Origin of the sequence: Pseudomonas quebecensis (genome assembly GCF_026410085.1) — a bacterium.
Classification (GTDB): Bacteria; Pseudomonadota; Gammaproteobacteria; order Pseudomonadales; family Pseudomonadaceae; genus Aquipseudomonas; species Aquipseudomonas quebecensis.
The window spans coordinates 5,091,653-5,112,857 of sequence record NZ_CP112866.1; the positions used below are offsets into that span (position 1 = coordinate 5,091,653).

General features: G+C 61.4%; 24 protein-coding genes. 7 read left to right on the plus strand and 17 right to left on the minus strand.

Annotated elements, in window-relative coordinates; all coding sequences use genetic code 11:
* Positions 1-46: 46 nt before the first annotated feature.
* The 8 genes from OSC50_RS23590 to OSC50_RS23625 all read right to left on the minus strand — a co-directional run bounded on the left by OSC50_RS23590 (position 47) and on the right by OSC50_RS23625 (position 6,854).
* Positions 47-898 carry a transporter substrate-binding domain-containing protein gene (locus OSC50_RS23590; protein WP_167418138.1) on the minus strand — a complete coding sequence of 284 codons (852 nt, stop codon included), beginning with the start codon at positions 896-898 and terminating at the stop codon, positions 47-49.
* Positions 895-1,671 (minus strand): amino acid ABC transporter ATP-binding protein, encoded by a 777-nt coding sequence (locus OSC50_RS23595; protein ID WP_253509945.1) that lies wholly within the window; start codon positions 1,669-1,671, stop codon positions 895-897. The genes OSC50_RS23590 and OSC50_RS23595 overlap by 4 nt, the downstream gene beginning before the upstream one ends.
* Complete coding sequence (locus tag OSC50_RS23600) at positions 1,668-2,327, minus strand: amino acid ABC transporter permease (protein WP_266245409.1); 660 nt, start codon at positions 2,325-2,327, stop codon at positions 1,668-1,670. The genes OSC50_RS23595 and OSC50_RS23600 overlap by 4 nt, the downstream gene beginning before the upstream one ends.
* Positions 2,308-2,973, minus strand: a complete 666-nt coding sequence (locus OSC50_RS23605; RefSeq protein WP_167418135.1) for an amino acid ABC transporter permease — start codon at positions 2,971-2,973, stop codon at positions 2,308-2,310. Before OSC50_RS23605 ends, OSC50_RS23600 begins: the two co-directional genes overlap by 20 nt.
* 448 nt (positions 2,974-3,421) lie before the next feature.
* The gene (locus tag OSC50_RS23610; RefSeq protein ID WP_253509944.1) at positions 3,422-4,204 is read right to left on the minus strand and encodes a MetQ/NlpA family ABC transporter substrate-binding protein; all 783 of its coding nucleotides are present in this window, start codon (positions 4,202-4,204) and stop codon (positions 3,422-3,424) included.
* Between the two features lie 127 nt (positions 4,205-4,331).
* Complete coding sequence (locus tag OSC50_RS23615) at positions 4,332-5,258, minus strand: sigma 54-interacting transcriptional regulator (RefSeq protein WP_266245408.1); 927 nt, start codon at positions 5,256-5,258, stop codon at positions 4,332-4,334.
* A 47-nt stretch (positions 5,259-5,305) separates the two neighbouring features.
* Positions 5,306-5,887 carry an alpha/beta hydrolase gene (locus OSC50_RS23620; protein WP_253509942.1) on the minus strand — a complete coding sequence of 194 codons (582 nt, stop codon included), beginning with the start codon at positions 5,885-5,887 and terminating at the stop codon, positions 5,306-5,308.
* A gap of 124 nt (positions 5,888-6,011) precedes the next feature.
* A complete protein-coding gene (locus OSC50_RS23625; protein ID WP_181081462.1) occupies positions 6,012-6,854 on the minus strand; it encodes a LysR family transcriptional regulator in 843 nt (280 codons plus the stop codon).
* 106 nt (positions 6,855-6,960) lie between these two features.
* Between OSC50_RS23625 and OSC50_RS23630 the strand changes: the two genes are divergently transcribed.
* Positions 6,961-8,157: a CynX/NimT family MFS transporter gene (locus OSC50_RS23630; RefSeq protein WP_266245407.1), complete on the plus strand. Its 1,197-nt coding sequence runs from the start codon at positions 6,961-6,963 to the stop codon at positions 8,155-8,157.
* Between the two features lie 85 nt (positions 8,158-8,242).
* Positions 8,243-8,704: an HIT family protein gene (locus OSC50_RS23635; protein ID WP_253509939.1), complete on the plus strand. Its 462-nt coding sequence runs from the start codon at positions 8,243-8,245 to the stop codon at positions 8,702-8,704.
* A 42-nt stretch (positions 8,705-8,746) separates the two neighbouring features.
* On the opposite strand, the gene OSC50_RS23640 is transcribed toward OSC50_RS23635, so the two are convergent.
* On the minus strand, positions 8,747-9,826 hold the full coding sequence (locus tag OSC50_RS23640) for a fatty acid desaturase (protein ID WP_266245406.1): 1,080 nt from the start codon (positions 9,824-9,826) through the stop codon (positions 8,747-8,749).
* Between the two features lie 101 nt (positions 9,827-9,927).
* Between OSC50_RS23640 and OSC50_RS23645 the strand changes: the two genes are divergently transcribed.
* The gene (locus OSC50_RS23645) at positions 9,928-10,932 is read left to right on the plus strand and encodes an AraC family transcriptional regulator (RefSeq protein WP_253509937.1); all 1,005 of its coding nucleotides are present in this window, start codon (positions 9,928-9,930) and stop codon (positions 10,930-10,932) included.
* Here the strand turns inward: OSC50_RS23645 and OSC50_RS23650 are convergent.
* Positions 10,929-11,294, minus strand: coding sequence for a response regulator transcription factor (locus tag OSC50_RS23650; RefSeq protein WP_181081457.1), 366 nt, complete (start codon positions 11,292-11,294; stop codon positions 10,929-10,931). The two genes, OSC50_RS23645 and OSC50_RS23650, sit on opposite strands and share 4 nt — an antisense overlap.
* A 101-nt stretch (positions 11,295-11,395) precedes the next feature.
* Here OSC50_RS23650 and OSC50_RS23655 point away from each other — a divergent pair, with 101 nt between their 5' ends.
* Complete coding sequence (locus OSC50_RS23655; protein ID WP_181081456.1) at positions 11,396-11,869, plus strand: GlcG/HbpS family heme-binding protein; 474 nt, start codon at positions 11,396-11,398, stop codon at positions 11,867-11,869.
* Between the two features lie 23 nt (positions 11,870-11,892).
* Entirely contained in the window at positions 11,893-12,303 is a 411-nt protein-coding gene (uraH, locus tag OSC50_RS23660; RefSeq protein WP_181081455.1) for a hydroxyisourate hydrolase, read from the plus strand.
* Here the strand turns inward: uraH and OSC50_RS23665 are convergent.
* The gene (locus OSC50_RS23665) at positions 12,300-12,992 is read right to left on the minus strand and encodes a Crp/Fnr family transcriptional regulator (protein WP_181081454.1); all 693 of its coding nucleotides are present in this window, start codon (positions 12,990-12,992) and stop codon (positions 12,300-12,302) included. The genes uraH and OSC50_RS23665 overlap by 4 nt on opposite strands.
* Before the next feature lie 83 nt (positions 12,993-13,075).
* On the opposite strand from OSC50_RS23665, the gene OSC50_RS23670 reads away from it, so the two are divergent.
* Positions 13,076-13,642, plus strand: coding sequence for an Mpo1 family 2-hydroxy fatty acid dioxygenase (locus OSC50_RS23670; protein ID WP_266245405.1), 567 nt, complete (start codon positions 13,076-13,078; stop codon positions 13,640-13,642).
* 53 nt (positions 13,643-13,695) lie between these two features.
* Here the strand turns inward: OSC50_RS23670 and OSC50_RS23675 are convergent, their stop codons facing one another.
* The 6 genes from OSC50_RS23675 to dibA form a co-directional block, all read right to left on the minus strand.
* The gene (locus OSC50_RS23675) at positions 13,696-14,676 is read right to left on the minus strand and encodes a sulfate/molybdate ABC transporter ATP-binding protein (protein ID WP_266245404.1); all 981 of its coding nucleotides are present in this window, start codon (positions 14,674-14,676) and stop codon (positions 13,696-13,698) included.
* Between the two features lie 3 nt (positions 14,677-14,679).
* On the minus strand, positions 14,680-15,552 hold the full coding sequence (cysW, locus tag OSC50_RS23680) for a sulfate ABC transporter permease subunit CysW (protein ID WP_266245403.1): 873 nt from the start codon (positions 15,550-15,552) through the stop codon (positions 14,680-14,682).
* Positions 15,553-15,565: 13 nt separating this feature from the next.
* Positions 15,566-16,384, minus strand: a complete 819-nt coding sequence (gene cysT, locus OSC50_RS23685; protein ID WP_181081450.1) for a sulfate ABC transporter permease subunit CysT — start codon at positions 16,382-16,384, stop codon at positions 15,566-15,568.
* A 77-nt stretch (positions 16,385-16,461) separates the two neighbouring features.
* A complete protein-coding gene (locus tag OSC50_RS23690) occupies positions 16,462-17,472 on the minus strand; it encodes a sulfate ABC transporter substrate-binding protein (RefSeq protein ID WP_181081449.1) in 1,011 nt (336 codons plus the stop codon).
* Between the two features lie 65 nt (positions 17,473-17,537).
* Positions 17,538-17,720 (minus strand): sulfur starvation response protein OscA, encoded by a 183-nt coding sequence (gene oscA / locus OSC50_RS23695; protein ID WP_007941032.1) that lies wholly within the window; start codon positions 17,718-17,720, stop codon positions 17,538-17,540.
* A gap of 217 nt (positions 17,721-17,937) precedes the next feature.
* Positions 17,938-19,851 (minus strand): phosphodiesterase DibA, encoded by a 1,914-nt coding sequence (dibA, locus tag OSC50_RS23700; RefSeq protein ID WP_181081448.1) that lies wholly within the window; start codon positions 19,849-19,851, stop codon positions 17,938-17,940.
* A 166-nt stretch (positions 19,852-20,017) separates the two neighbouring features.
* Here dibA and desA point away from each other — a divergent pair, with 166 nt between their 5' ends.
* Positions 20,018-21,202 carry a delta-9 fatty acid desaturase DesA gene (gene desA, locus OSC50_RS23705; RefSeq protein ID WP_181081447.1) on the plus strand — a complete coding sequence of 395 codons (1,185 nt, stop codon included), beginning with the start codon at positions 20,018-20,020 and terminating at the stop codon, positions 21,200-21,202.
* The last annotated feature ends 3 nt before the right edge of the window (positions 21,203-21,205 follow it).

The window sequence follows — 21,205 nt, forward strand, 5'->3', positions numbered from 1 at the left end:
GCGGGAGGGGGCTTGCCCCGATAGCGATACAACAGTCAGCGCAGAACTAGCCCTGCCATTTGCCGCCTTCGACAATCACGCTCTCAGGCTGGGTGTCATCACTGAGTTCTTTACGCACGTATTGGTCGTACAGTTTGAGCAGAAATTTCTCCTCGCCCAACTTCGCCAGTTCGGTATTTACCCAATCGCGCAGTTCGGTGTTGCCCTTCTTGACCGCCGGGGCGATGGGGGCTTCGTCGCCGAGTTTCTGTTCCAGCACGCGGTAGCCGGGGTTTTGCTTGGCCCAGCTGAACAGCACCAGGTTGTCCTGGGCATAGGCATCGCCGCGACCGGCTGACAGCGCCTGCAGGGATTCGGAGTTTTTCTCGAACTTGAGCAGTTTCCAGTCCGGATGGTTTTTGGTCAGCCAGATATCGGCGGTGGTGCCGGTGGTGACGATGATGGTGCGGGTCGCCAGGTCATCCAGGCGCTTGACCGGGCTGTCGTTGGGCACCAGGGCCTGCACCGCGACTTTCAGGTTGGGATGGGTGAAGTCCACCGCTTCCTTGCGCTCCGGGGTCACGGTCATGTTGGCCAGGATCAGGTCGACCTTGTCGCTTTGCAGGAATGGAATGCGGCTGGCCGGCTCCACGGCGACGAATTCGACTTTGTTCTCGTCGCCCAGCAGATCCTTGGCGAATCGGCGGCCGATATCGGTATCGAAGCCGACATAGCGCCCGGCCTCGTCCACAAAGCCGAACGGTGGTTTGTCGGTGAAGACGCCGACAATCAACTTGTCGCGCGCTTTGATCTTGTCGATGTAACTCACGGCAGCCGTGGGTTTGGCAGGCTCTTCGGCCTTTTTATCGCAACCGGCCAGCAGCGCGACGGCTAACAGGGGCAGTAGTAGTTTTTTCATAGCGGTTCCAGTTCCTTGATTTTCTTGGGCAGTGTTGAAACAAAGGAGAACTTCTCCAGGAACTGCTGCGCGCGTGCGGTTTGCGGGTTCGTAAAGAATGCCTCGGGGGTGTTGTGTTCGAGAATGCGGCCGGCCTCCATGAACACCACGCGGTCGGCGACGGCGCGAGCGAAGGCCATTTCATGGGTCACGATCAGTAATGTCATGCCATCGCGGGCCAGGCCCTGGATCACCTCCAGCACTTCCTTGACCATCTCCGGATCGAGGGCTGCAGTGACTTCGTCGAACAGCATGACTTGTGGGTTCATGCACAGCGAACGGACGATGGCGATGCGTTGCTGCTGGCCGCCGGAGAGCTGGCGCGGGAACGCGTCGCGCTTGTCCGCCAGGCCGACCCGCGCCAACAGCTGTTCAGCCTGCTCGCGGGCTTGGCGCGGCTCGCGCTTTTGCACTTTCAGCGGCCCGAGCAGGATGTTGTCGAGTACGCTCATATGTGGAAACAGATGGTAGCTCTGGAACACCATGCCTATGTCCTGGCGCACCTGGCGCCAGTCGGTGTGTTTATCCAGCAGCTCCTTGCCGGCAAATCGCAGGCTGCCACCATGGGCCACTTCCAGGCCGTTGAGGCAACGCAGCAAGGTGCTTTTGCCGCAGCCGCTGGGGCCGAGGATCACCACCACTTCGCCGCTGTGCACGCTCAGGTCGATGCCCTTGAGCACCTGCTGCTCGCCGAAGAATTTGTTGAAACCCTGGAACTCGATCAATGCGCTCATGCTTGGGCCCAGCGCCGTTCCAGCACCTTGGAGGCGGCCGACAACGGATAGCAGATAAAGAAAAAGAACAGGAACAGCGCGCCGTAGATCAACACCGACTCATAAGTGCGCTCGATGATTTGCTGACCGACCTTGATCACGTCCACCACGCCGATCAGCACCGCCAGGGAACTGGTCTTGATGATGCGCGTGTAGACGTTGATCGTGGGTGGCGTCATGCGCTTGAGGGCCTGGGGCAGCAACACGTAGCCGTACAACTGCGGGTCGGACAAGCCAATCGACAGGCCGGCCTCGCGCTGGCCACGGGGCAGCGAATGCAACGCGCCACGTACCACTTCGCCGACCTCGCTGGCGCCCCAGAACGACAACACCAGCACCGCGCACCAGAAGCTGGGGAGGCTCAGGCCAAAAAAAATCGGTAGGCCAAAGAACAGCAGGTACAACCACACCAGCACCGGGATCGCCCGGAACAACTCCAGGTAAACCCGCAGCACGGCGTTGATCAGCCGGTTGTTCAAGGTGCGCAGCACGCCATACAGCACGCCGCCTACCGTACTTAAGGCGATGCTCATAAACGAAATCGACAAGGTCTGCGCGGCGCCCTTGCCCAGTTGCGGCAGCGACACCCACAACAACTCAAGACCCGAACTGGCCATGCTGGAGCCTCCTTTCCAAGCGGCTGAGCAGCAGCGACAGCGGCAAGAACAACAGCACGCAAATCAGCGTCAGCACGGCGAGCATTTCGTAGGTCTTGTAGTAGAGGGCGATGTAGCTCTTGGTGGTGTAGAGAATCTCCGGCACGGCCACGGCGGAGACCACGGTGGTCTCTTTGAGCAGGAAAATGAAATTGGCGAACAAGGCCGGCAGGCTGAGGATGCCGGCCTGGGGCAGGATCACGTGGCGCAGCAGTTGCCAGTCCGACAGGCCAATGGACTTGCCCGATTCGACCTGCGCCTGCGGCACCGCCTCCACACCGGCGCGCAGCACTTCGGTGAGGTAAGCACCGCCCAGAAAGGTCATGGTGATGATCGCCGCCCAGAACCCGGAGACATTCAAGCCCAGGGCGGGCAAGGCGAAGTACACGAAAAACAGCTGGATCAGCAGCGGTGTATTGCGCGCCAGCTCCACATACAACGCCACCAGGCGCGACAGGTACGGCGTGCGAAACACCAGCAGCGCCGCGTTGATCAGCGCTACAAGCAAGGAGGTGGCGATGGCGATCAGGCCGACTTGCAGCGTGACACCCACGGCCTTCAAAAACGCCGGCAGGGTGCTGAGGATAAAAGCGAAATCGAGGGTCATTTGCAGTCCATGACGCCGCAGGGTAGAGCGGCGCGTGCTATCCAAGCCGACGTGGGTAACGTCGGGTAGCGCGAACTTTAAAGGTATAAAAAGTAAATTTTAAATACCAAAATAGCATATTGATATCACCCAAAAAGATAACCTCCGGATTCGCGGGCTTAGCGGGTGGCAGCTATGGTTGAGGGGTCTGTGTTTCGAGGGAATGAACAATGAACAAAGCGAAACCGATTGATCCGCAGGAGTTGGTGAAATGGTTGGTGGCGTTGCGCAGGGCGATCAATAGCCGCGCGCTCTGACACGCTGAAGGTCCACTGTGAGATGAAGATCAAATGTGTGAGGGAGCAAGCTCCCTCACACATTTTGATTGCATTGCGAATTCCACACATAAAAAAACGCCGACGCTATGTAAGCCGCCGGCGTTGAAACCTTGAAGGGGTGTTGGCTTACATCAGAACGCCGGCACAACCGCGCCGTTGTACTTCTTCTCGATGAAGGCTTTGACTTCCGGGCTGGTCAGGGCCTTGGACAGTTTCTGGATAGCGTCGCTGTCCTTGTTGTCCGGGCGAGCCACCAGGAAGTTTACGTAAGGCGACTTGGCGTCTTCGATGATCAGCGCATCCTTGGCCGGGTTCAGGCCGGCTTCCAGCGCGTAGTTGGTGTTGATCAGGTCCAGGTCGACCTGGTCCAGCACGCGGGGCAGCAGTGCCGACTCCAGCTCTTTGAATTTGAGGTGTTTCGGGTTGCTGGCGATGTCTTTGGGCGTGGCCAGGGCGTTGGTCGGGTCTTTGAGGGTGATCACACCGGCTTTCTGCAGCAGCAACAGGGCGCGGCCGCTGTTGGAGCCTTCGTTCGGGATGGCCACGGTGGCGCCGTCTTTCAGGTCTTCAATTTTCTTGATTTTTTTCGAATAACCGCCGAACGGTTCAACGTGCACGCCCACCACGGTCACCAGGTTGGTGCCCTTGCCCTTGTTGAAGTTTTCCAGGTACGGCAGGGTCTGGAAGTAGTTGGCGTCCAGGCGCTTTTCAGCGACTTGCACGTTGGGCTGTACATAGTCGGTGAATACTTTGATTTCCAGGTCCACGCCTTCTTTGGCCAGGGTTGGCTTGACCAGCTCGAGGATCTCGGCATGCGGGATCGGGGTGGCGGCCACCACCAGTTTCTCGTTGGCCTGGGCGAAGCTGGCAGTCAGGGCAGCGGCCAATGCGGTAAACAACAGAACCTTTTTCATGCAGTGTCCTTATCGACAGTCCGGGGCGTCTCTGACGACCGTGTGTAGGGTGGTGTGCCAGCGAAGTGCTATCGCGGCATGCAGGGGACAATACCTAGATTTTTTATTCCCGAACAATATCTTTTATTCACGTTGATATTCCATTTTGTTCATGTAGGAATCGGCGCAACGTTTCCTGCTCGGCCGGGCTGGCCTGGGCGTAAATCCTCCGCACCTGTTCCAGCGGCGAACCCGCCGCCGGCAGGTTCAGGTGCTCTGGCAGAATTTCGTCGCCGCTGCTCACCAGGAGCGCAAAGTGAATAACGTTTTCCAGCTCACGGGTATTTCCCGGCCAGCTGTGGCGTTCCAGCACGCGCTGGGCGGCCTCGCTGATCAGCGGCACCGGCAGGTCAAGACGCTGACTGTAGATGCCCAGGAAGTACTCGGCCAACGACAGAATATCGCCCACCCGCTCGCGCAATGCGGGTAGGTCCAACCGGCCTTCGCTCAGGTAGTGAAACAGTCGCTCATGAAATTTGCCGGCGGCCACGGCCTGCGCCAGGTCGATGCTGGTGGCGGCCACCAGACGCACGTCCACCGGGCTCGGCTGCTGGGCGCCGACGCGGGTGACTTCATGGTTTTCCAGGGCGGCGAGTAATTTGACCTGGATCGGCAGCGGCAGGTCGCCGATCTCATCCAGGTACAAGGTGCCGCCATTGGCCGAACCAAACCAGCCGGCGCGGCTGCTGGCGGTGCCGCTGTGGCTGCCGGCGGCGTAGCCGAACAATTCGGCGTCGGCGTAGGTGGGGCTGATGGCGCCGCAATTGACCGAGACGAACAAGCCCGTACGGTCACTGCCACGGTGGATATGCCGCGCCAACAGCTCTTTACCGCTGCCGGTCTCACCGCGAATCAGCACGGGCAAAGCGCGCGGCGCGAGGGTTTCCAGCTCTTCGCGCAGCTTGCGCGAGCGCGGGTCGACAAACACCAGCGCCTTGGCGCGGATGCTCAGCGGGCTTTTTTCCGCGTCGGGGAAGGTCAGCAGTGGCTGACCGAAGGTTTCATGCAGACTCATGGCAAGCTCCCGCCCCACGTCCGCCAGGGACGGGGCGTTGAAAAAAATCAGGCGGTGCGCCGGGCGTGCTGCTCGAGGCGGCTTTGCAGGCGATAGAGGTAGGCGAAGCCTTGCTCCCAGCGCTGATGACCGGACTTCACGTTGATATGCCCTGCCCCCGAAAGAATGCCGGCTTCGGCCCCCCAGTTGCGCGCCAACTCCAGGGCCCGAGGGGCGCTGACGGCGCTGTCGTTGTCGGAACTGACCACCTGGCTCGGGAACGGCAACAGGTCGGTGGGGATCGGCGCGAAATTGCGCAAGGCCGGCGAGCAGGCCGGACGCTCCACATCCGCCGGCGCCACCAGCAAGGCGCCGCGCACCTGCCGCAGGAACTGCACGGGTGCGGTGGCCGCCCAATGGGCCACGGTGATGCAGCCCAGGCTATGGGCGATGAGAATCACCGGCGTGCTGTCGGCGGCGATCGCCTCGGCCAGCGCGGCAACCCAGTCTTCACGTCGCGGCGTCAGCCAATCGGCCTGCTCCACACGCGCGCTGTTGGGCAGGCTGTGTTGCCAATGACTTTGCCAATGATTGTCCGGCGATCCTTGCCAGCCCGGCACGATCAGATAACGAATCGACTCGCTGTGCATGGGTGTGCCCTCCTGCAGCGTTTAACGTGCTGAGCAGTATAGGGACGCGGTTTATATTCGTTAAGGAATAAGAAGCTATTTATTAATAACCAAAAATACAATCCGTGGTCCGGCCGTTTCCACCTCACTTCGCGCACAAATCGAACAACTGAGCCTGTAAGCACTGCCCCGCCGCACTCAGGCCATGGCGGGCATACAACGCCAGGCGCACGCCTTGCACTTCGGGCAGACCGCTGTCAGGCCCCAATTCCACATGCCCTGGCTGCACCACCCGGCGCGGCAACAGGCTCACCCCCAGCCCAGCCGCCACCGCCGAACACACGCTGGCCAAACTCGCGCTTGAGTAACCGATACGCCAGCGCCAGCCGCCCACTTCCAGGTGCTGCAGCATTTCATTGCGGTACAGGCCGCCCACCGGGAAGGCCACCAACGGCAACGGGTCGCGCCCCACGGATGGTGTGGTGCGGCTGTCCACCCAGCACAGCGGCTCGGGCCACGAGGCCAGGCAGTCGGCGCTGTCGCCCATTTGCTTGACCAGCAGCACATCGAATTCGCCGGCCCGGTATTGACGTTGCAACTCGGGGCCCAAACCACTGGTGACCTCCAGACGCACCCGTGGATAAGCCTGCACGAATGACGACAACAGCGGCATCAGGCGCTCGGCGGCAAAATCTTCCGGCACCCCCAGGCGCAGCACGCCGTCGCTCTGTTGGCTGATCAGCACTTCAGCGGCCTCTTCATGCAGCGCCAGGATGCGCCTGGCGTATGCCAGCAAGCGCTCGCCTTCGGTGGTGGCGACCACGCGGCGCTGGTCGCGGTCGAGCAACTGACACGTCACCGCGTCCTCCAGACGGCGGATCTGCTGGCTCACAGTGGACTGGGTCAGGTGCAGGCGCTCGGCGGCGCGAGTGAAATTGCCGCAGTCCACCACGGCGACAAAGCTGCGCAATAACACGGGGTCGAACATCTACGTCACCATTGTGTTTGCCACTGATTGGCATGGTTATATTTAATTTCAGAATACTCCCAGGGCTGCCCATACTTCACCTCCCATCGTGCCCGGAGCGGCCTGCATGACATTGAATAAATCCCTCGCCGGCTGGGGACTATTGCTGGTGCTGGGCCTGAACCTGCGGCCGATCCTCAGCTCCATCAGCCCGCTACTGGGCGAAATCCGCCACGCCACCGGTTTGAGTTTCCAGAGCAGCGCCCTGCTGACCAGCCTGCCGGTAGTGTGCATGGGCCTGGTGGCGCTGATCGGCGTGCGGGTGGAAGCACGCCTGGGCGAGCGGCGTGGCATCGCCCTGGGGCTGATGATGATCCTGCTGGCCTGCCTGGCGCGTTGGTTGATGGGGCAGGCGTCGGCGCTGCTGGTCACGGCATTGCTCGGCGGGGCTGGCGTGGCGCTGATCCAGGCGCTGGTACCAGCGATGATCAAGCGCGAGTTTCGTCATCGCGTGCCGGTGGCGATGGGGGTGTATTCGGCTTCATTGATGGCCGGTGGCGGGCTGGCGGCATTGCTCAGCCCGGTAGTGGCTACGCACTTTGCTCAGTGGCAGGCGGGGCTCGGGATCTGGCTGTTGCCGGCACTCGGCGCGTTGCTGCTGTGGGCCTGGCTGCCGTTGGGCGCGGCGCGCAACCCGCAGGTGGCGCCCGCATTGAAGGGCCTGCGCAATCGGCGTGCGTGGTTATTGGCGTTGTATTTCGGCCTGGTGAACTGCGGCTACATGAGCCTGGTGGCCTGGCTGCCGGCTTATTACCAGCAACTGGGCTGGGGCGTGCTGCCCAGCGGCTCGCTGCTGGCGTACATGACCATTTTCCAAGTGATCGCCGCGCTGCTGATGCCGGTGCTGGCACAACGCGGTGTCGACCGTCGTCCGTTGCTGGTCATCAGCCTGTTGGCACAAACCGTGGGTTACCTCGGACTGATCTTCGCGCCGTTGGACTACCCCCACCTGTGGGTGGCCTTGTGCGGCTTCGGCCTGGGCGCCTGCTTTGCCCTGAGCCTGCTGCTGACCCTCGACCACCACCGCGACCCTCGCCATGCCGGGCAACTGGCGGCCTTTGTGCAAGGCGTGGGCTTTTTGATCAACGCCATTTCACCGTGGATGACCGGTTGGCTGCGCCAGCTCACCGGCGACTTCGTCAGCGCCTGGTGGGTGCTGACCGCCACGGTGCTGGCGATGCTGGTGGTGACGCGGGTGTTCAGCCCGGCGAGCTATCGCGTCGAACCGGACGTCGTGGCGCCGGGTCAGCGCTTTACACACTAGCGACACAAAACAATGCCAGGTTTGAACCATCGAAGTTCACCGGGCACGCTGCCCGCCCCTTTGACGAAAACGAGGACGTCGTCTGATGGACTGTATCTTCTGCAACATCGCTCGCGGCACCGCCCCTGCCCACTTGTTATGGGAAGACCAGAGCCACATGGCTTTCCTCTCCATCTTCCCCAACACCCCAGGGTTCAGTGTGGTGATTCCCAAGGCTCATTACGGCAGCTATGGGTTTGCCCAGTCGGACGAGGTGCTGTGCGAATTGGTGGTTGCGGCCAAGAAGACCGCACGGCTGATTGACCAGGCGCTTGCGGGTGTGGCGAGGACCGGCATGATTCTGGAGGGTTACGGCGTCGATCATTTGCACGCCAAGCTGTTCCCGATGCACGGAACGGGCGAAGACAGCGCATTCAAAAAAATCAGCTCTCGCATGGATAAGTTTTTTGATCGCTATGAGGGCTATCTCTCGTCCCATGACTGCGCCAGGGCCGACGATTCGGCGTTGGCCGAGTTGGCCGCGCATATCCGTGCCGTCAACGACTGAGCACGGGCGGCCAGACTCGCCACCTCAACCGGCCACCGCACCTCAGCGCAGCGCCGTTTCCGCCGGCTTGAGGCCAGCATTGGCTGCCGCCATGGGCTCCAGCCGATTGGCCCGCGCAAACGTGCCCAAATCATTAAAGCGCACCCCCATTTCAGCCATCACTTTATGCGCCACCTTGGCCGTCATCTGGCGGATATAGAACGGTTCCTTTACCACAAAATGATGAATCCCGTGGGTGCTGCCGAAGTTGAAGCAGAACGCCTGCAACGGCCACATCCACCACGGGTTCAGCACCTGGGTCTGCTGGATCACATTGCCCGGTTCCACATCGCCGTAGTAGTGCATGTTGGAGCTGACAAAGTGCAGGCAGAACGTGCGCAGTACATTGGGCCCAATGATCACCACGGCGGCGATATCGATCACGTGCATCATCTGCAAAGTGCCTTCCGACCAGGCGATGGGCACGCCGAGCAGGCTGGCGATGCCGTTGGCGGCGTGGAACCCTAGAAACACGTACCACGCGCCCCAATGCAGCAGCGCCAGCGGCGCATAAACCAGCAGCGCGCGCTTGAGAATCTTGAATTTATGGCTCCAGGTCTTGGCCCGCAGCATGCGGATAAAGGCCGACATCACGTTATCGCCCACCATCAACAAGCGCGCCAGGCCCCACGGCTCGCCGTTGGTGATTGCGCGCTCCTCCATGTCGGCCTCGGTGCCGGAGACCTTGTGATGGTTCAGGTGCAGGTGGCGACGGATCCACGGGTTGATGGTGCTCGGCCGCGCCAGCCATACCAGGCCCATCATCAGGTTGTGCGGCACACGCTGCTTGCGAAAGTACATGCTGTGGATCAGGTCGTGTTCCAGCTCGTGGGTCAGTGAAGCGAAAAATGCGTTGAGCAGCAGGCACACCCACCAGGCCATATGCCCGCTGATGTACAGCGCCGCCGAGCCAAGCATGCCCAACAGCGCAAAGGCCAGGATGCCGGCACCCAGAGCGTCCTGATGCTGCAGCCACGGGTGTTGCTGGCGCAGGCGCACGCCTTCGGCGAGTACGACTTCGCGAATGTGCGCCGAACGTTGTTGTGCATTCAGCGATTGGGGACTTGCAGAAGTACCGTCCATGCTCCCATCCTCTTGTTTATCGAGGTTTACATCCTGCACCAGGCGCTCGCGCAGGACGCTAGCCCCACACGCCAACCTGTTGACCGCACACGCCAATCATCATGACCGAACCCACCTCCCTCGCCAGCTGGACCCGCGCCCTGCGCAAACAGCTCGATGCCCTGGGCCTGGACAGCGCCGCGCTGTGCCGCGAGGCCGGGCTCGATCCGCAGTTGATGGACGACCCCAACGCGCGCTACCCGCTGTCGGCCACCACGCGCCTGTGGGAACTGGCGGTGCACGTCAGCGGCGATCCGGCGATCGGTTTGCGGGTGTCGCGGTTTGTCAGCCCCACCACGTTTCACGCGCTGGGCTATGCGCTGGTCGCCAGCGGCAGTTTGCGCGAGGTATTCGAACGCATCGTGCGTTACCACCAGGTGGTCAGCGATGCATTGACCCTGGAGTTGAGCCGCGACGGCGAGCGCTACCGGTTTCGCCTGCTGCAACCGCCAGGCAACCCGGCGCCGGCGTTCGAGGCGATCGATGCGTTCGCGGCGATTTACGTGCGCACCTGCCGCAATCGCCTGGGGCGCGATTACGCGCCGTTGGCTGTGTATCTGCGTCGCCCGCCACCGGCCGACCCGACGCCATGGCACACCGTGTTCCGTGCGCCGGTATTGTTCGCCGCCGACGAAGACCGCCTGGAGTTCGCCGCGCGCGACTTCGACAGTCACTTGGACGACGCCAACCCGGAGCTGGCCGAACACAACGAAGCCGTGCTCAAACGCACCCTCGCGCAGCTGCAACCGCTGACTTGGGAGCGCAAGGTGCGTGCGGCCATCGAAGCGCAATTACCCGACGGCGAGCCCAGCGCCGAACGCGTTGCCCAGGCCCTGCACCTGAGCCTGCGCAGCCTGCAACGGCATCTGGCGGACGAAGGCTGTCGGTTCGACGCGTTGCTCAATCAATGCCGGCAGAACCTGGCGTTACTGCACCTGCGTGATCCGCACTGTTCGTTGGCCGAGATCAGCCACCTGTTGGGGTTTGCCGATACCAGCAGCTTCAACCGTGCGTTCAAGCGCTGGACGGGGATGACGCCGGGGCAGTTCAGAGAAGGCTTGGGTTAGCGCCCACGTTCGCGCCGCAGCAGTTTCTTGACTCGCGCGACCAGTGCCTTGTCATCAAACGGTTTGAGCAGGTAGTCATCCTCATGCAGCTCCAAACCGCGCAGACGGTCTTCGATCCCGCCCGGCGTGGTCAGGAACAACAACGGCGTGTCGCCTCGCTGACGGATCGCCTGCTGCAGCTTCCACGCATTCAGGCCCGGCAACATCACGTCCAGGATCACCAGGTCGTACACGCAGCTTTCCACAAAGCGCTGCGCGGCCATGCCATTGGCCGCGACTTCCACGGCGAAACCCGCCTCGCTCAAGCCCTGGGCCATGCGTTGCGCCAGCTGCGGCTGGTCTTCCACTAACAACACCTGCATGCCTCACCTCTGGTGATTAATGACAAACCTGTCATCCAATTGTGCGGTTTCTGACCCCGTTCACTGGCTACCGTGGGTGCCTGTTCAACGGAGCCTTCACCATGTATCGCACTGCTTTGTTTTTGAGCCTGGCGCTGACCAGCGCCGCCCAGGCCGCGCCGCAATTGCCGCGCCATGCCGATCTGGACCTGCGTACCGCGCGCCAATTGGCCGACGCCAGCCTGGCCCACTGCAACGCCGCGCTGACCGTGCTCGATCGCGGCGGCAACCCGTTGCTGGCCCTGCGCGCCGATGGGGTCGGGCCGCACAACAGCCTCGCCAGCCAGCGCAAGGCCTACACCGCGCTGTCGAGCAAGACCGCCACCCGGCTGTTTGCCGAGCGCGCCCGCAACAACCCGGAAGCGGCCAACCTTAACACCTTGCCTGAATTGCTGTTGCTCGGTGGCGGCGTGCCGTTGTTTGCCGACGCCGAACTGGTCGGCGCCCTGGGCATTGCCGGTGCCGGTGGCGCGGCGCAGGACGAAGCCTGTGCCGTCCAGGCCGCCGAGCAGCTGGGCCTGAAAACTTCCTTGTAACTGACCCTCGAAAGGACCTCTCGATGAAAACCCTGAGCATTACCCTCGCCGCCCTCAGCCTGAGCGGCCTGTGCAACCTGGCCCTGGCCGACGGCAACCCGCTGAGCGTCCACGTCCTTAACCTGGAAAACGGCCTGCCGTCGGCGGGTGTGAGTGTGACCCTGGAGCAGCAGGTGGGCGATCACTGGCAAGCGCTGTCCGAGGGCGTGACCAACCAGCAGGGGCGCATTGCCGAACTGTTCCCCGCCGATCGCAGCATGAAACCCGGCGAGTACCGGGTGGTATTCAAGACCGGCGACTACTACAAGAAGGCCAACCGCGAGACCTTTTTCCCGGAAGTACCGGTGATTTTCCAGGTCAAGCAGGCCGACCAGCACTACCACATCCCGCTGCTGCTCAGCCCGTACGGGTTCTCCACGTACCGCGGCTCCTAGTTTGAGGCGCCTGCGGCGTGCCGCAGGCCTGGCAGGTCGAGCACTTTGATCGCGCCATAACTCAAGCCGATAATGCCCTGCTGCTCCAGGCTCTTGAGCAGGCTGTTGATGGTCTGGCGCGACAGGCCCAACATCGCCGCCAAGTCTTCCTGGGGCAGTTGCAGCTCGCGGCGCGCCTGCTCGATTTCACCGTAGCCTTCGGCAATCATCAGCAACCGATGGGCCAGGCGCGCCGACGCGGGCATCAGGCTCATCTGTTCGATATTGATCAATGACAGCCGCAGTTTATGGCTCATCAGCAGGGCTATTTCCCGCCAATACACCGGCTGGTGCTCAAGCAGCGCGAGCATCGCCGCCTGCGGCACGTGCAGCAACGTACACGGCCCCATCGCCAGCGCATCGTGGGTGCGCGGCAGGCCGTCGAACAGGCAAATCTCGCCGAACCAGTAGGGCGTTTCCACCAGGCTCAACACCGCTTCCTTGCCTTGGGCATTGACCGCGCTGATGCGCACCGCACCGTCGAGCACCGCATACAGGCCACAGGGCGGATCGCCGCGTTTGAACAGCCACTGCCCCGCCGCCAGCGTACGCAAGCGAGCGGCCGTCAGCAGGCTGCGCTGCAGGTCGCCCGGCAAGTGCCTGAACCAATGGCCGGTGACCAATTGGCGGTGCCAGTTCTCTGGGTTCATGAGCGCTCCGAAGATTGTCGTCCAGCCGACAGTCAGGCGTGGTCCGACAGGGCATCATCAAACATCCTACAGGAGGAACAACAATGAAAAGCCTCGTCGACCACCTCAGTCAATACGCCGCCTACCACCGCGACCCGCGCAATATCGCCAGCCATTTTGTCGGCATCCCAATGATTGTGGTTGCCGTGGCCGTTCTGCTGTCGCGCCCGGAATGGACGGTGGGTGGGTTGTGGCTTTCACCGGCGGTGATCGTGGGGTTGTTTTCGGCGTGGTTTTACCTGCGCCTCGAGCTGGCCCTGGGCGTCTTGATGACGGTATTGATGGGCTTGTCGGTGTGGGCCGGGCATGCGTTGGCGGCGCAGAGCACGATGGTGTGGCTCAGCAGTGGGGTGGGGATGTTTGTGGTGGGTTGGGTGATTCAGTTTGTCGGGCATTACTACGAAGGCAAGAAACCGGCGTTTGTGGATGACGTGTCGGGGTTGATTGTGGGGCCGTTGTTTGTGGTGGCGGAGGTGGCGTTTTTGCTGGGGTTGCGGCATGGCTTGAAGCAACAGATCGAAGAGCGCTCGGGGCCAATGGCTCGCCGCGATGATCGTTCCCATGCTCCGCGTGGGAATGCAGCCCAGGACGCTCCGCGTCCCAAAGCGTGACGCAGAGCGTCACAAAAGGCGCTCCCACGCGGAGCGTGGGAACGATCAGGGGCTCAGGTTTTTTGCCAGACCTTGGGCTTGAAGAACAGGGTTTCGCCACGGGCCAAACCGGTCAGGCTGTCGTGGTCTTTCACCACTTCGGCTTCGATCAGTTCGGGCTGGCCCTCCACCTTGAGCGTCACTCGCGTGGTCGCGCCCAGCGGGCGGATATCGCGCACTTCGGCGGCGTGGTGGTCTTCCAGTGCATGGCGCGACAGCGACACTTCATGAGGGCGGAACAGCACGTGCCGGTCTTCGCCCAGGTGCAGGCGATTGGAGTCGCCGAGGAAGTGGTACACAAAATCGCTGGCCGGGTTCTCGGAGACGTCACCCGGTGAGCCGATCTGTTCGATCACGCCCTTGTTCATCACCACGATGCGGTCGGCGACTTCCATGGCCTCTTCCTGATCGTGGGTCACGAAAACCGACGTGAGGTTGATGTCTTCATGCAGGCGCGCCAGCCAGCGGCGCAGTTCTTTACGCACCTTGGCGTCGAGGGCGCCGAAAGGTTCGTCCAGCAGCAGCACCTTGGGTTCCACCGCCAGGGCGCGGGCCAGGGCGATGCGCTGGCGTTGGCCGCCGGAGAGTTGTTCCGGGTAGCGGTCGGACAGCCAGTCCAGTTGCACCATGTTCAGCAGCTCATGGACCTTCGCCGCGATCTGACTTTCGCTGGGCCGCTGGTTTTTCGGCTTCATGCGCAGGCCGAAGGCGACGTTATCGAACACGGTCATGTGGCGAAACAACGCATAGTGCTGAAACACAAACCCGACGTTGCGATCACGCACGTCGTGGCCCGACACGTCCTCGCCGTGGAACACAATGCTGCCGTCATCGGGCGTTTCCAGGCCGGCGATGATGCGCAGCAACGTGGTCTTGCCGCAGCCGGAAGGGCCGAGCAACGCCACCAGCTCGCCACTCTGGATATCCAGATTGATGCTGTTCAGGGCCTTGAAGGCGTTGAAGTTCTTGCTGACATTACGGACTTCGATCGACATGACTTATTCCTCTGCCGCACTGGCGCGCAGGCGATTGATACGGTTCTCGCTCCACTGCTTGAGCAGCAGGATGAAGAGCGCCAGGATCAGCAACAGACTCGCCACCGCGAACGCGGCAACGTGGTTGTATTCGTTGTAGAGAATCTCGACGTGCAGCGGCAAGGTGTTGGTCACGCCGCGAATGTGGCCGGACACCACCGACACCGCGCCGAACTCCCCCATGGCCCGCGCGGTACACAGCACCACGCCGTAGATCAGGCCCCATTTGATGTTCGGCACGGTCACATGCCAGAACATCTGCCAGCCATTGGCGCCGAGCAGGCGCGCCGCCTCTTCTTCCTGGGTGCCCTGCTCCTGCATCAGCGGGATCAGCTCACGGGCCACGAAGGGCACGGTGACGAAAATCGTCGCCAGCACGATACCCGGCAGGGCGAACACGATCTGGATGTCGTGCGCTTGCAACCACGGCCCGAAAAAGCCCTGGGCGCCGAACATCAGCACATACACCAGGCCGGCGATCACCGGCGACACCGAGAACGGCAGGTCGATCAGCGTCACCAGAATGCTTTTGCCACGGAACGAGTACTTGCTCACGCACCACGCCGCGCTGACGCCGAACACCAGGTTCAGCGGTACCGAAATCAACACGGCGATCACCGTGAGCTTCAGTGCGGACAACGCGTCCGGTTCAAGGATCGCGGTGAAAAACGCGCCGAGGCCGTTCTTCAAGCCCTGGGACACCACGATAAACAGCGGCAACAGCAGAAACAGCGCGAACACCAGCCAGCCGAAGCCGATCAGGATGCGTCGCGACGTGGCACTGCCACGCCGGGCTGCGTTGGCCGAGGATGCAGCGGAAATAGACGATTGGGACATGTTCCGCGCCTCCTTATGGACGTTCGATGCGCCGCTGCAACAAGTTGATCAGCAGCAGCAAAACAAAGGAAACCACCAGCATCAACACGCCAATGGAGGTGGCGCCGCGGTAGTCGTACTGGTCGAGCTTGACCATGATCAGCAGCGGCAGGATCTCGGTTTTCATCGGCATGTTACCGGCGATGAAAATCACCGAACCGTACTCACCCACGCCTCGGGCGAACGCCAGGGCGAAACCGGTCAGCCAGGCCGGCAGCAGCGCCGGCACGAGGATGTAGCGGAACACCTGCAACGGCTTGGCACCCAGGCAGGCGGCGGCTTCTTCGACTTCGCGCGGGATATCGGCCAATACCGGCTGCACCGTGCGTACCACGAACGGCAGGGTCACGAAGGTCAACGCCAGGGTGATGCCCAGCGGCGTGTAGGCGATCTTGAAACCCAGGTCGGCGGCGAACTGGCCGACCAGGCCGGTCGGTGTGTACAGCGCGGTCAGCGCAATACCGGCCACGGCGGTGGGCAGGGCGAACGGCAGGTCGATCATCGCGTCGATGATCTTGCGTCCGGGGAAGGTGTAACGCACCAGCACCCAGGCCAGCAGCGTGCCGATCACACCGTTGATCAGCGCGGCGTACAGCGCGGTGCTGAAGCTCAGCTTCAAGGCCGCCAGCACGCGCGGTGCGGAAATGATGTTCCAGAACTGATCCCAGGTGAGTTGAGCGGCGTGAACGAACATCGCCGCGAGGGGGATGAGCACGATCAGGCTGAGGTACACCACGGTGTAGCCCAGCGTCAGCCCGAAGCCGGGTATGACGGGGGAGATACGACGCGACATAAGAGTCCTTGGTTAGCGTAACTGACACACAAAACCCGCAGCTGAATGCGGGCTCTGTGGGCGGGTTGTTGCTTGGCTTACTGCGCCGTGTAGATCTGGTCGAACACGCCACCGTCGTTAAAGAATTTCGGTTGGGCAGTTTTCCAGCCGCCGAAGTCTTTGTCGATAGTCACCAGGTCCAGTTTCGGGAACTGCCGGGCGTATTTGGCGGCAACCTTTTCATCGCGTGGGCGGTAGAAGTTTTTCGCCGCAATCTCCTGGCCGGCCGGGCTGTACAGGTGCTTGAGGTATTCGGTGGCGATTTCGGTGTTGCCCTTTTTCTCGGCGTTCTTGTCGACCACCGCCACCGGTGGCTCGGCAAGGATCGACAGCGACGGTACGACGATATCGAACTTGTCTTTGCCGCCGTCTTCCTTGAGCGCCAGGAACGCCTCGTTTTCCCAGGCGAGCAATACGTCACCCTGACCGTTATTGACGAAGGTGATGGTCGAACCGCGCGCACCGGTGTCCAGCACCGGTACGTGCTTGAACAGTTCCTTCACGTATTCCTGGGCCTTGGCTTCGCTGCCCCCAGCCTTGAGGCCATAAGCCCAGGCGGCGAGGAAGTTCCAGCGCGCACCGCCTGAGGTTTTCGGATTCGGCGTGATCACCGACACGTCTTGCTTGATCAGGTCGCCCCAGTCCTTGATGCCTTTGGGGTTGCCCTTGCGCACCAGGAACACGATGGTCGAGGTGTACGGAGTGCTGGCGTCCGGCAGCCGGGTCTGCCAGTTTTCCGGGAGGGTTTTGCCCAGCTTGGCGATTTCGTCGATGTCGCCGGCCAGGGCCAGGGTCACCACGTCGGCGCGCAGGCCGTCGATCACCGCACGGCCTTGCTTGCCCGAGCCACCGTGGGATTGCTGGATCTTGACGGTGTCGCCGGGGTGGGCCTGTTTCCAGAAGCTGGTGAATTCCGCGTTGTAGTCCTGGTACAGCTCACGGGTCGGATCGTACGAGACGTTGAGCAACTCGTAGTCCTTGGCAACCGCGGAACCGGCAAACACGGCGCTGGCCAGGGCGGCCAGGGCATAACGGCGAATCGACGACATAGAAGCTCCTGAAATTCTGGGGTGTTGGCTTTTTCTTATAATTGCGGGTCTATCGCCGTCAGCGCTTAGCTCGGTTTATTACCGGGGTTTTGCAGACGGAATTTTTCCTTGCGCTCGATCTGCACCACCTGGGCGTTATGCACGGTGATTTCCACCGCGCCAAAACGCAGATCGCGCAGGGCGCTCTGGATCTCACGCAAGATGGTTGCTTCGTCCTGGCCGTCGACGCTACGTAGAGATGCGCTCATGGTCTCGCTCCTGAAATGAATAGTGCCTGGCAGTGGCGGCACTGCTTGCGGCGTGAGAGCGATAGTAGATAAGCGCGGATATTCTTAAAAATACTATTTAAGAATGTTTATATAACCAGAAAGAATTTTCTGACAGGACGTGGGGTTAGTCATGGAATCAGCCCGGCGAAGACCTGAATGGGGGAGCAGACAAGCCCCGCCCCCATCTGGAATGCATTCAAGTGTGGAGGTTGGGCGCGCGGTCCCAATCGATCTCATGGGCTGGCATCGGCCTGCCGAACCAATACCCCTGGCCCAGATCGCAACCCTGCTCCAACAGAAACCGCGCCTGCTCCACCTGTTCGATGCCCTCTGCGTGCACCTGCATGCCCATGCTTTTAGCCAGGGCGATGACCACACGCACAATTGCTACGTCATCTTCGTCATAGGGCAGGCCGGCGACGAAGCCTTGATCGATCTTGAGCTTCTGCACCGGCAGCCGCTTGAGACGCAGCAACGACGAATAACCGGTGCCAAAATCGTCGATGGCCAGGCGCAGGCCGAGTTCGCGCAGGCGGTGCAGTTGCTCAAGGGCCACTTCGGGATCGTCCATCACCGCGCTTTCGGTGACTTCCAATTCCAGATAGGCCGGCTCCAGGCCCGTGTCATGCAGCACCTGAGCGACCTGCTCGTAGAGTTCGCGCCGTGCAAACAGGCGGCTGGAGACGTTGACCGCGATAAAACTCAGCGCGGCGCCCTCGGCCAGCCACTGGCACATTTGGCGACAGGCCTGGTGCATGACCCAGGCGTCGATCTCGGCAATCAGGCCGGTGCGCTCGGCGACCGGGATAAATTCGACGGGAGGCACCAGGCCACGCTCCGGGTGCTGCCAGCGCACCAACGCTTCGACGCCGATGAGGCGGCTGTCGGTGAGGTCGTGCACCGGTTGGTAATACACGCGCAATTCCTGCCGTTCGAGGGCACGGCGCAGTTCGCTGGCGATTTCCACCCGATTCTGCGCATGGGCGGTGAGTTCTTCGGTGTACAGCGCGTAGCTTTCACGGCCGACGCTCTTGGCCTTGAACAAGGCTGAATCGGCATTACGCAGCAGTTGTTCGGCGCTCAGGGCGTCGTTGGGGAACAGGCTGATGCCAATGCTGGCGCTGATAAACAGCTGATGGCCATCGAAGATGAACGGTTGTTTCATCGCATCGAGCATGCGTTGGGCCAGTGCCGCGGCCTGCACCACCTGTGGACAACTTTCGGCCAGCACCGCGAACTCGTCACCCCCCAGGCGCGCCAGGGTCATGCCTGGGCCGAACAGGCTCTGCAGCCGTTCCCCCACCAGCTTGAGCAACTGATCGCCGACATTGTGCCCGAGGCTGTCGTTGATGATTTTGAAATGGTCCAGGTCCAGCAACAGCAAGGCGCAGCCACGCTTGTGCAGCTGCGCCGAGGTCAGCGCCTGCTCGGTACGGTCGGTGAACAGCAGCCGGTTAGGCAGGTCGGTCAGCGGGTCGTGATGGGCGAGCCGGGCCAGCTCATGCTCGGAATGCTTGATGGCGGTGATATCGGAAAACACCGCCACGTAGTGACTGACGCGGCCATCGTCATCGTGAATCACCCGAATGGTTTGCCACTGTGGATAAATTTCCCCGCTTCTGCGCCGATTCCAGATTTCACCGCTCCATTCGCCGGTACGCGCCAGGGTCTGGAACATCTGTTGGTAAAAAAGCGACGAATGGCGCCCGGATTTGAACAGGCTGGGCGCCTGACCCATGACCTCGTCGCGCCCGTAGCCTGTGATCTCCATGAAAGCCCGGTTCACATGCACGATCAGACCTTGAGCGTCCGTGACCAGTACGCCTTCGCGAGTGCAATCGAACACCGCCGCTGCCTGGCGCAGGCGCTCGCGGTTCTCTTTGACGGGTTGTTGCTGCAGGTTGGCGCGCATGAAACGCACGCACAACAGGCCAATCACCAAGGCGGTCAGCGCCACCCACACATAGCCGCGCGCCTGCATCCAACGGCTGATATCGCTCGGATCATCGAGAAACTCGATAAATGCCCGTTGTGTCAGCCCGATCCAGGCGATCGAAACCAGCAGGTATACCAGCCCAACACGTAGGGCACTTCGGTATGAAAGCAGCATAGGTTTAGTAATCCTTACCAAAAAAACAGAATCGCCCTACAAAGGCTGCGGATTATAGAATAAGAAACATCCAGTCACTTCTATCTGAAAGGCCGGCTGGTTTTCTCTGTAGGCTTAGTGATAATGCGTGAGCTGTTCTTTTCTTTATCTGAGGGCCATACAGCCTATGTGGTACAACGGTTTTCTTGACTTGTCAGCCTGGCAACTGGTGGCAGTCACTCTGTTGATGACCCACGTGACCATTATTGCGGTCACCGTCTATCTGCACCGCTATTCCGCCCATCGCTCCCTGGAGCTCAATGCCGGTCTCAAACACTTCTTCCGTCTCTGGCTGTGGCTGACCACGGCGCAGAACACCCGCGAGTGGACTGCCATCCACCGTAAGCACCATGCCAAATGCGAAACCGTCGACGACCCGCACAGCCCGGTCATCAAGGGGCTTTCCACAGTGATGCGCAAAGGCGCCGAACTGTACCGCGCCGAGGCGGAAAACCCCGAGACTCTGCGCATCTACGGCAAGAACTGCCCCGACGACTGGCTCGAGCGCAAAATCTATACGCCTTACCCGCTGCTGGGCGTGGCGATCATGGGCGTGATCGACCTGCTGCTGTTCGGCACCATCGGCATCACCATCTGGGCAATCCAGATGATGTGGATTCCGTTCTGGGCCGCCGGCGTGATCAACGGCCTGGGCCATGCCGTGGGCTACCGCAACTTCGAATGCCGTGACGCGGCCACCAACCTGGTGCCGTGGGGCATCATCGTCGGCGGCGAAGAACTGCACAACAATCACCACACCTACCCCAACTCCGCCAAGCTGTCGGTGAAGAAATGGGAGTTCGACCTGGGCTGGGCGTGGATCAAGGTGTTCAGCTTCCTGCGCCTGGCCAAGGTGCAGCGCGTGGCGCCGATTGCCCATCGCGTCGAGGGCAAGGGCCACCTGGACATGGACACCGCCATGGCGATCCTCAATAACCGTTTCCAGATCATGGCCCAGTACCGCAAGTTGGTGATCGGCCCGCTGGTCAAGCAGGAGCTGGAAAAAGTCGATCACTCGGTGCGCCACCAGTTCCATCGCGCCAAGCGCCTGCTGTCGCGGGAAACCAGCCTGCTGGATGACCGTCATCACCTGCGTATCCAGAGCATGCTGGAGCATAGCCAGGCGCTCAAGGTGATCTACGAGAAGCGCCTGGCGCTGCAGCAGATCTGGGTCAAGACCAGCGCTAACGGTCATGACATGCTGGCGGCAATCAAGGAATGGGTACACGAAGCCGAGGCCAGCGGTATCCAATCCCTGCGTGATTTTGCACACCAATTGAAGACCTATTCGTTGCGCCCTACAGCCGCGTAACCT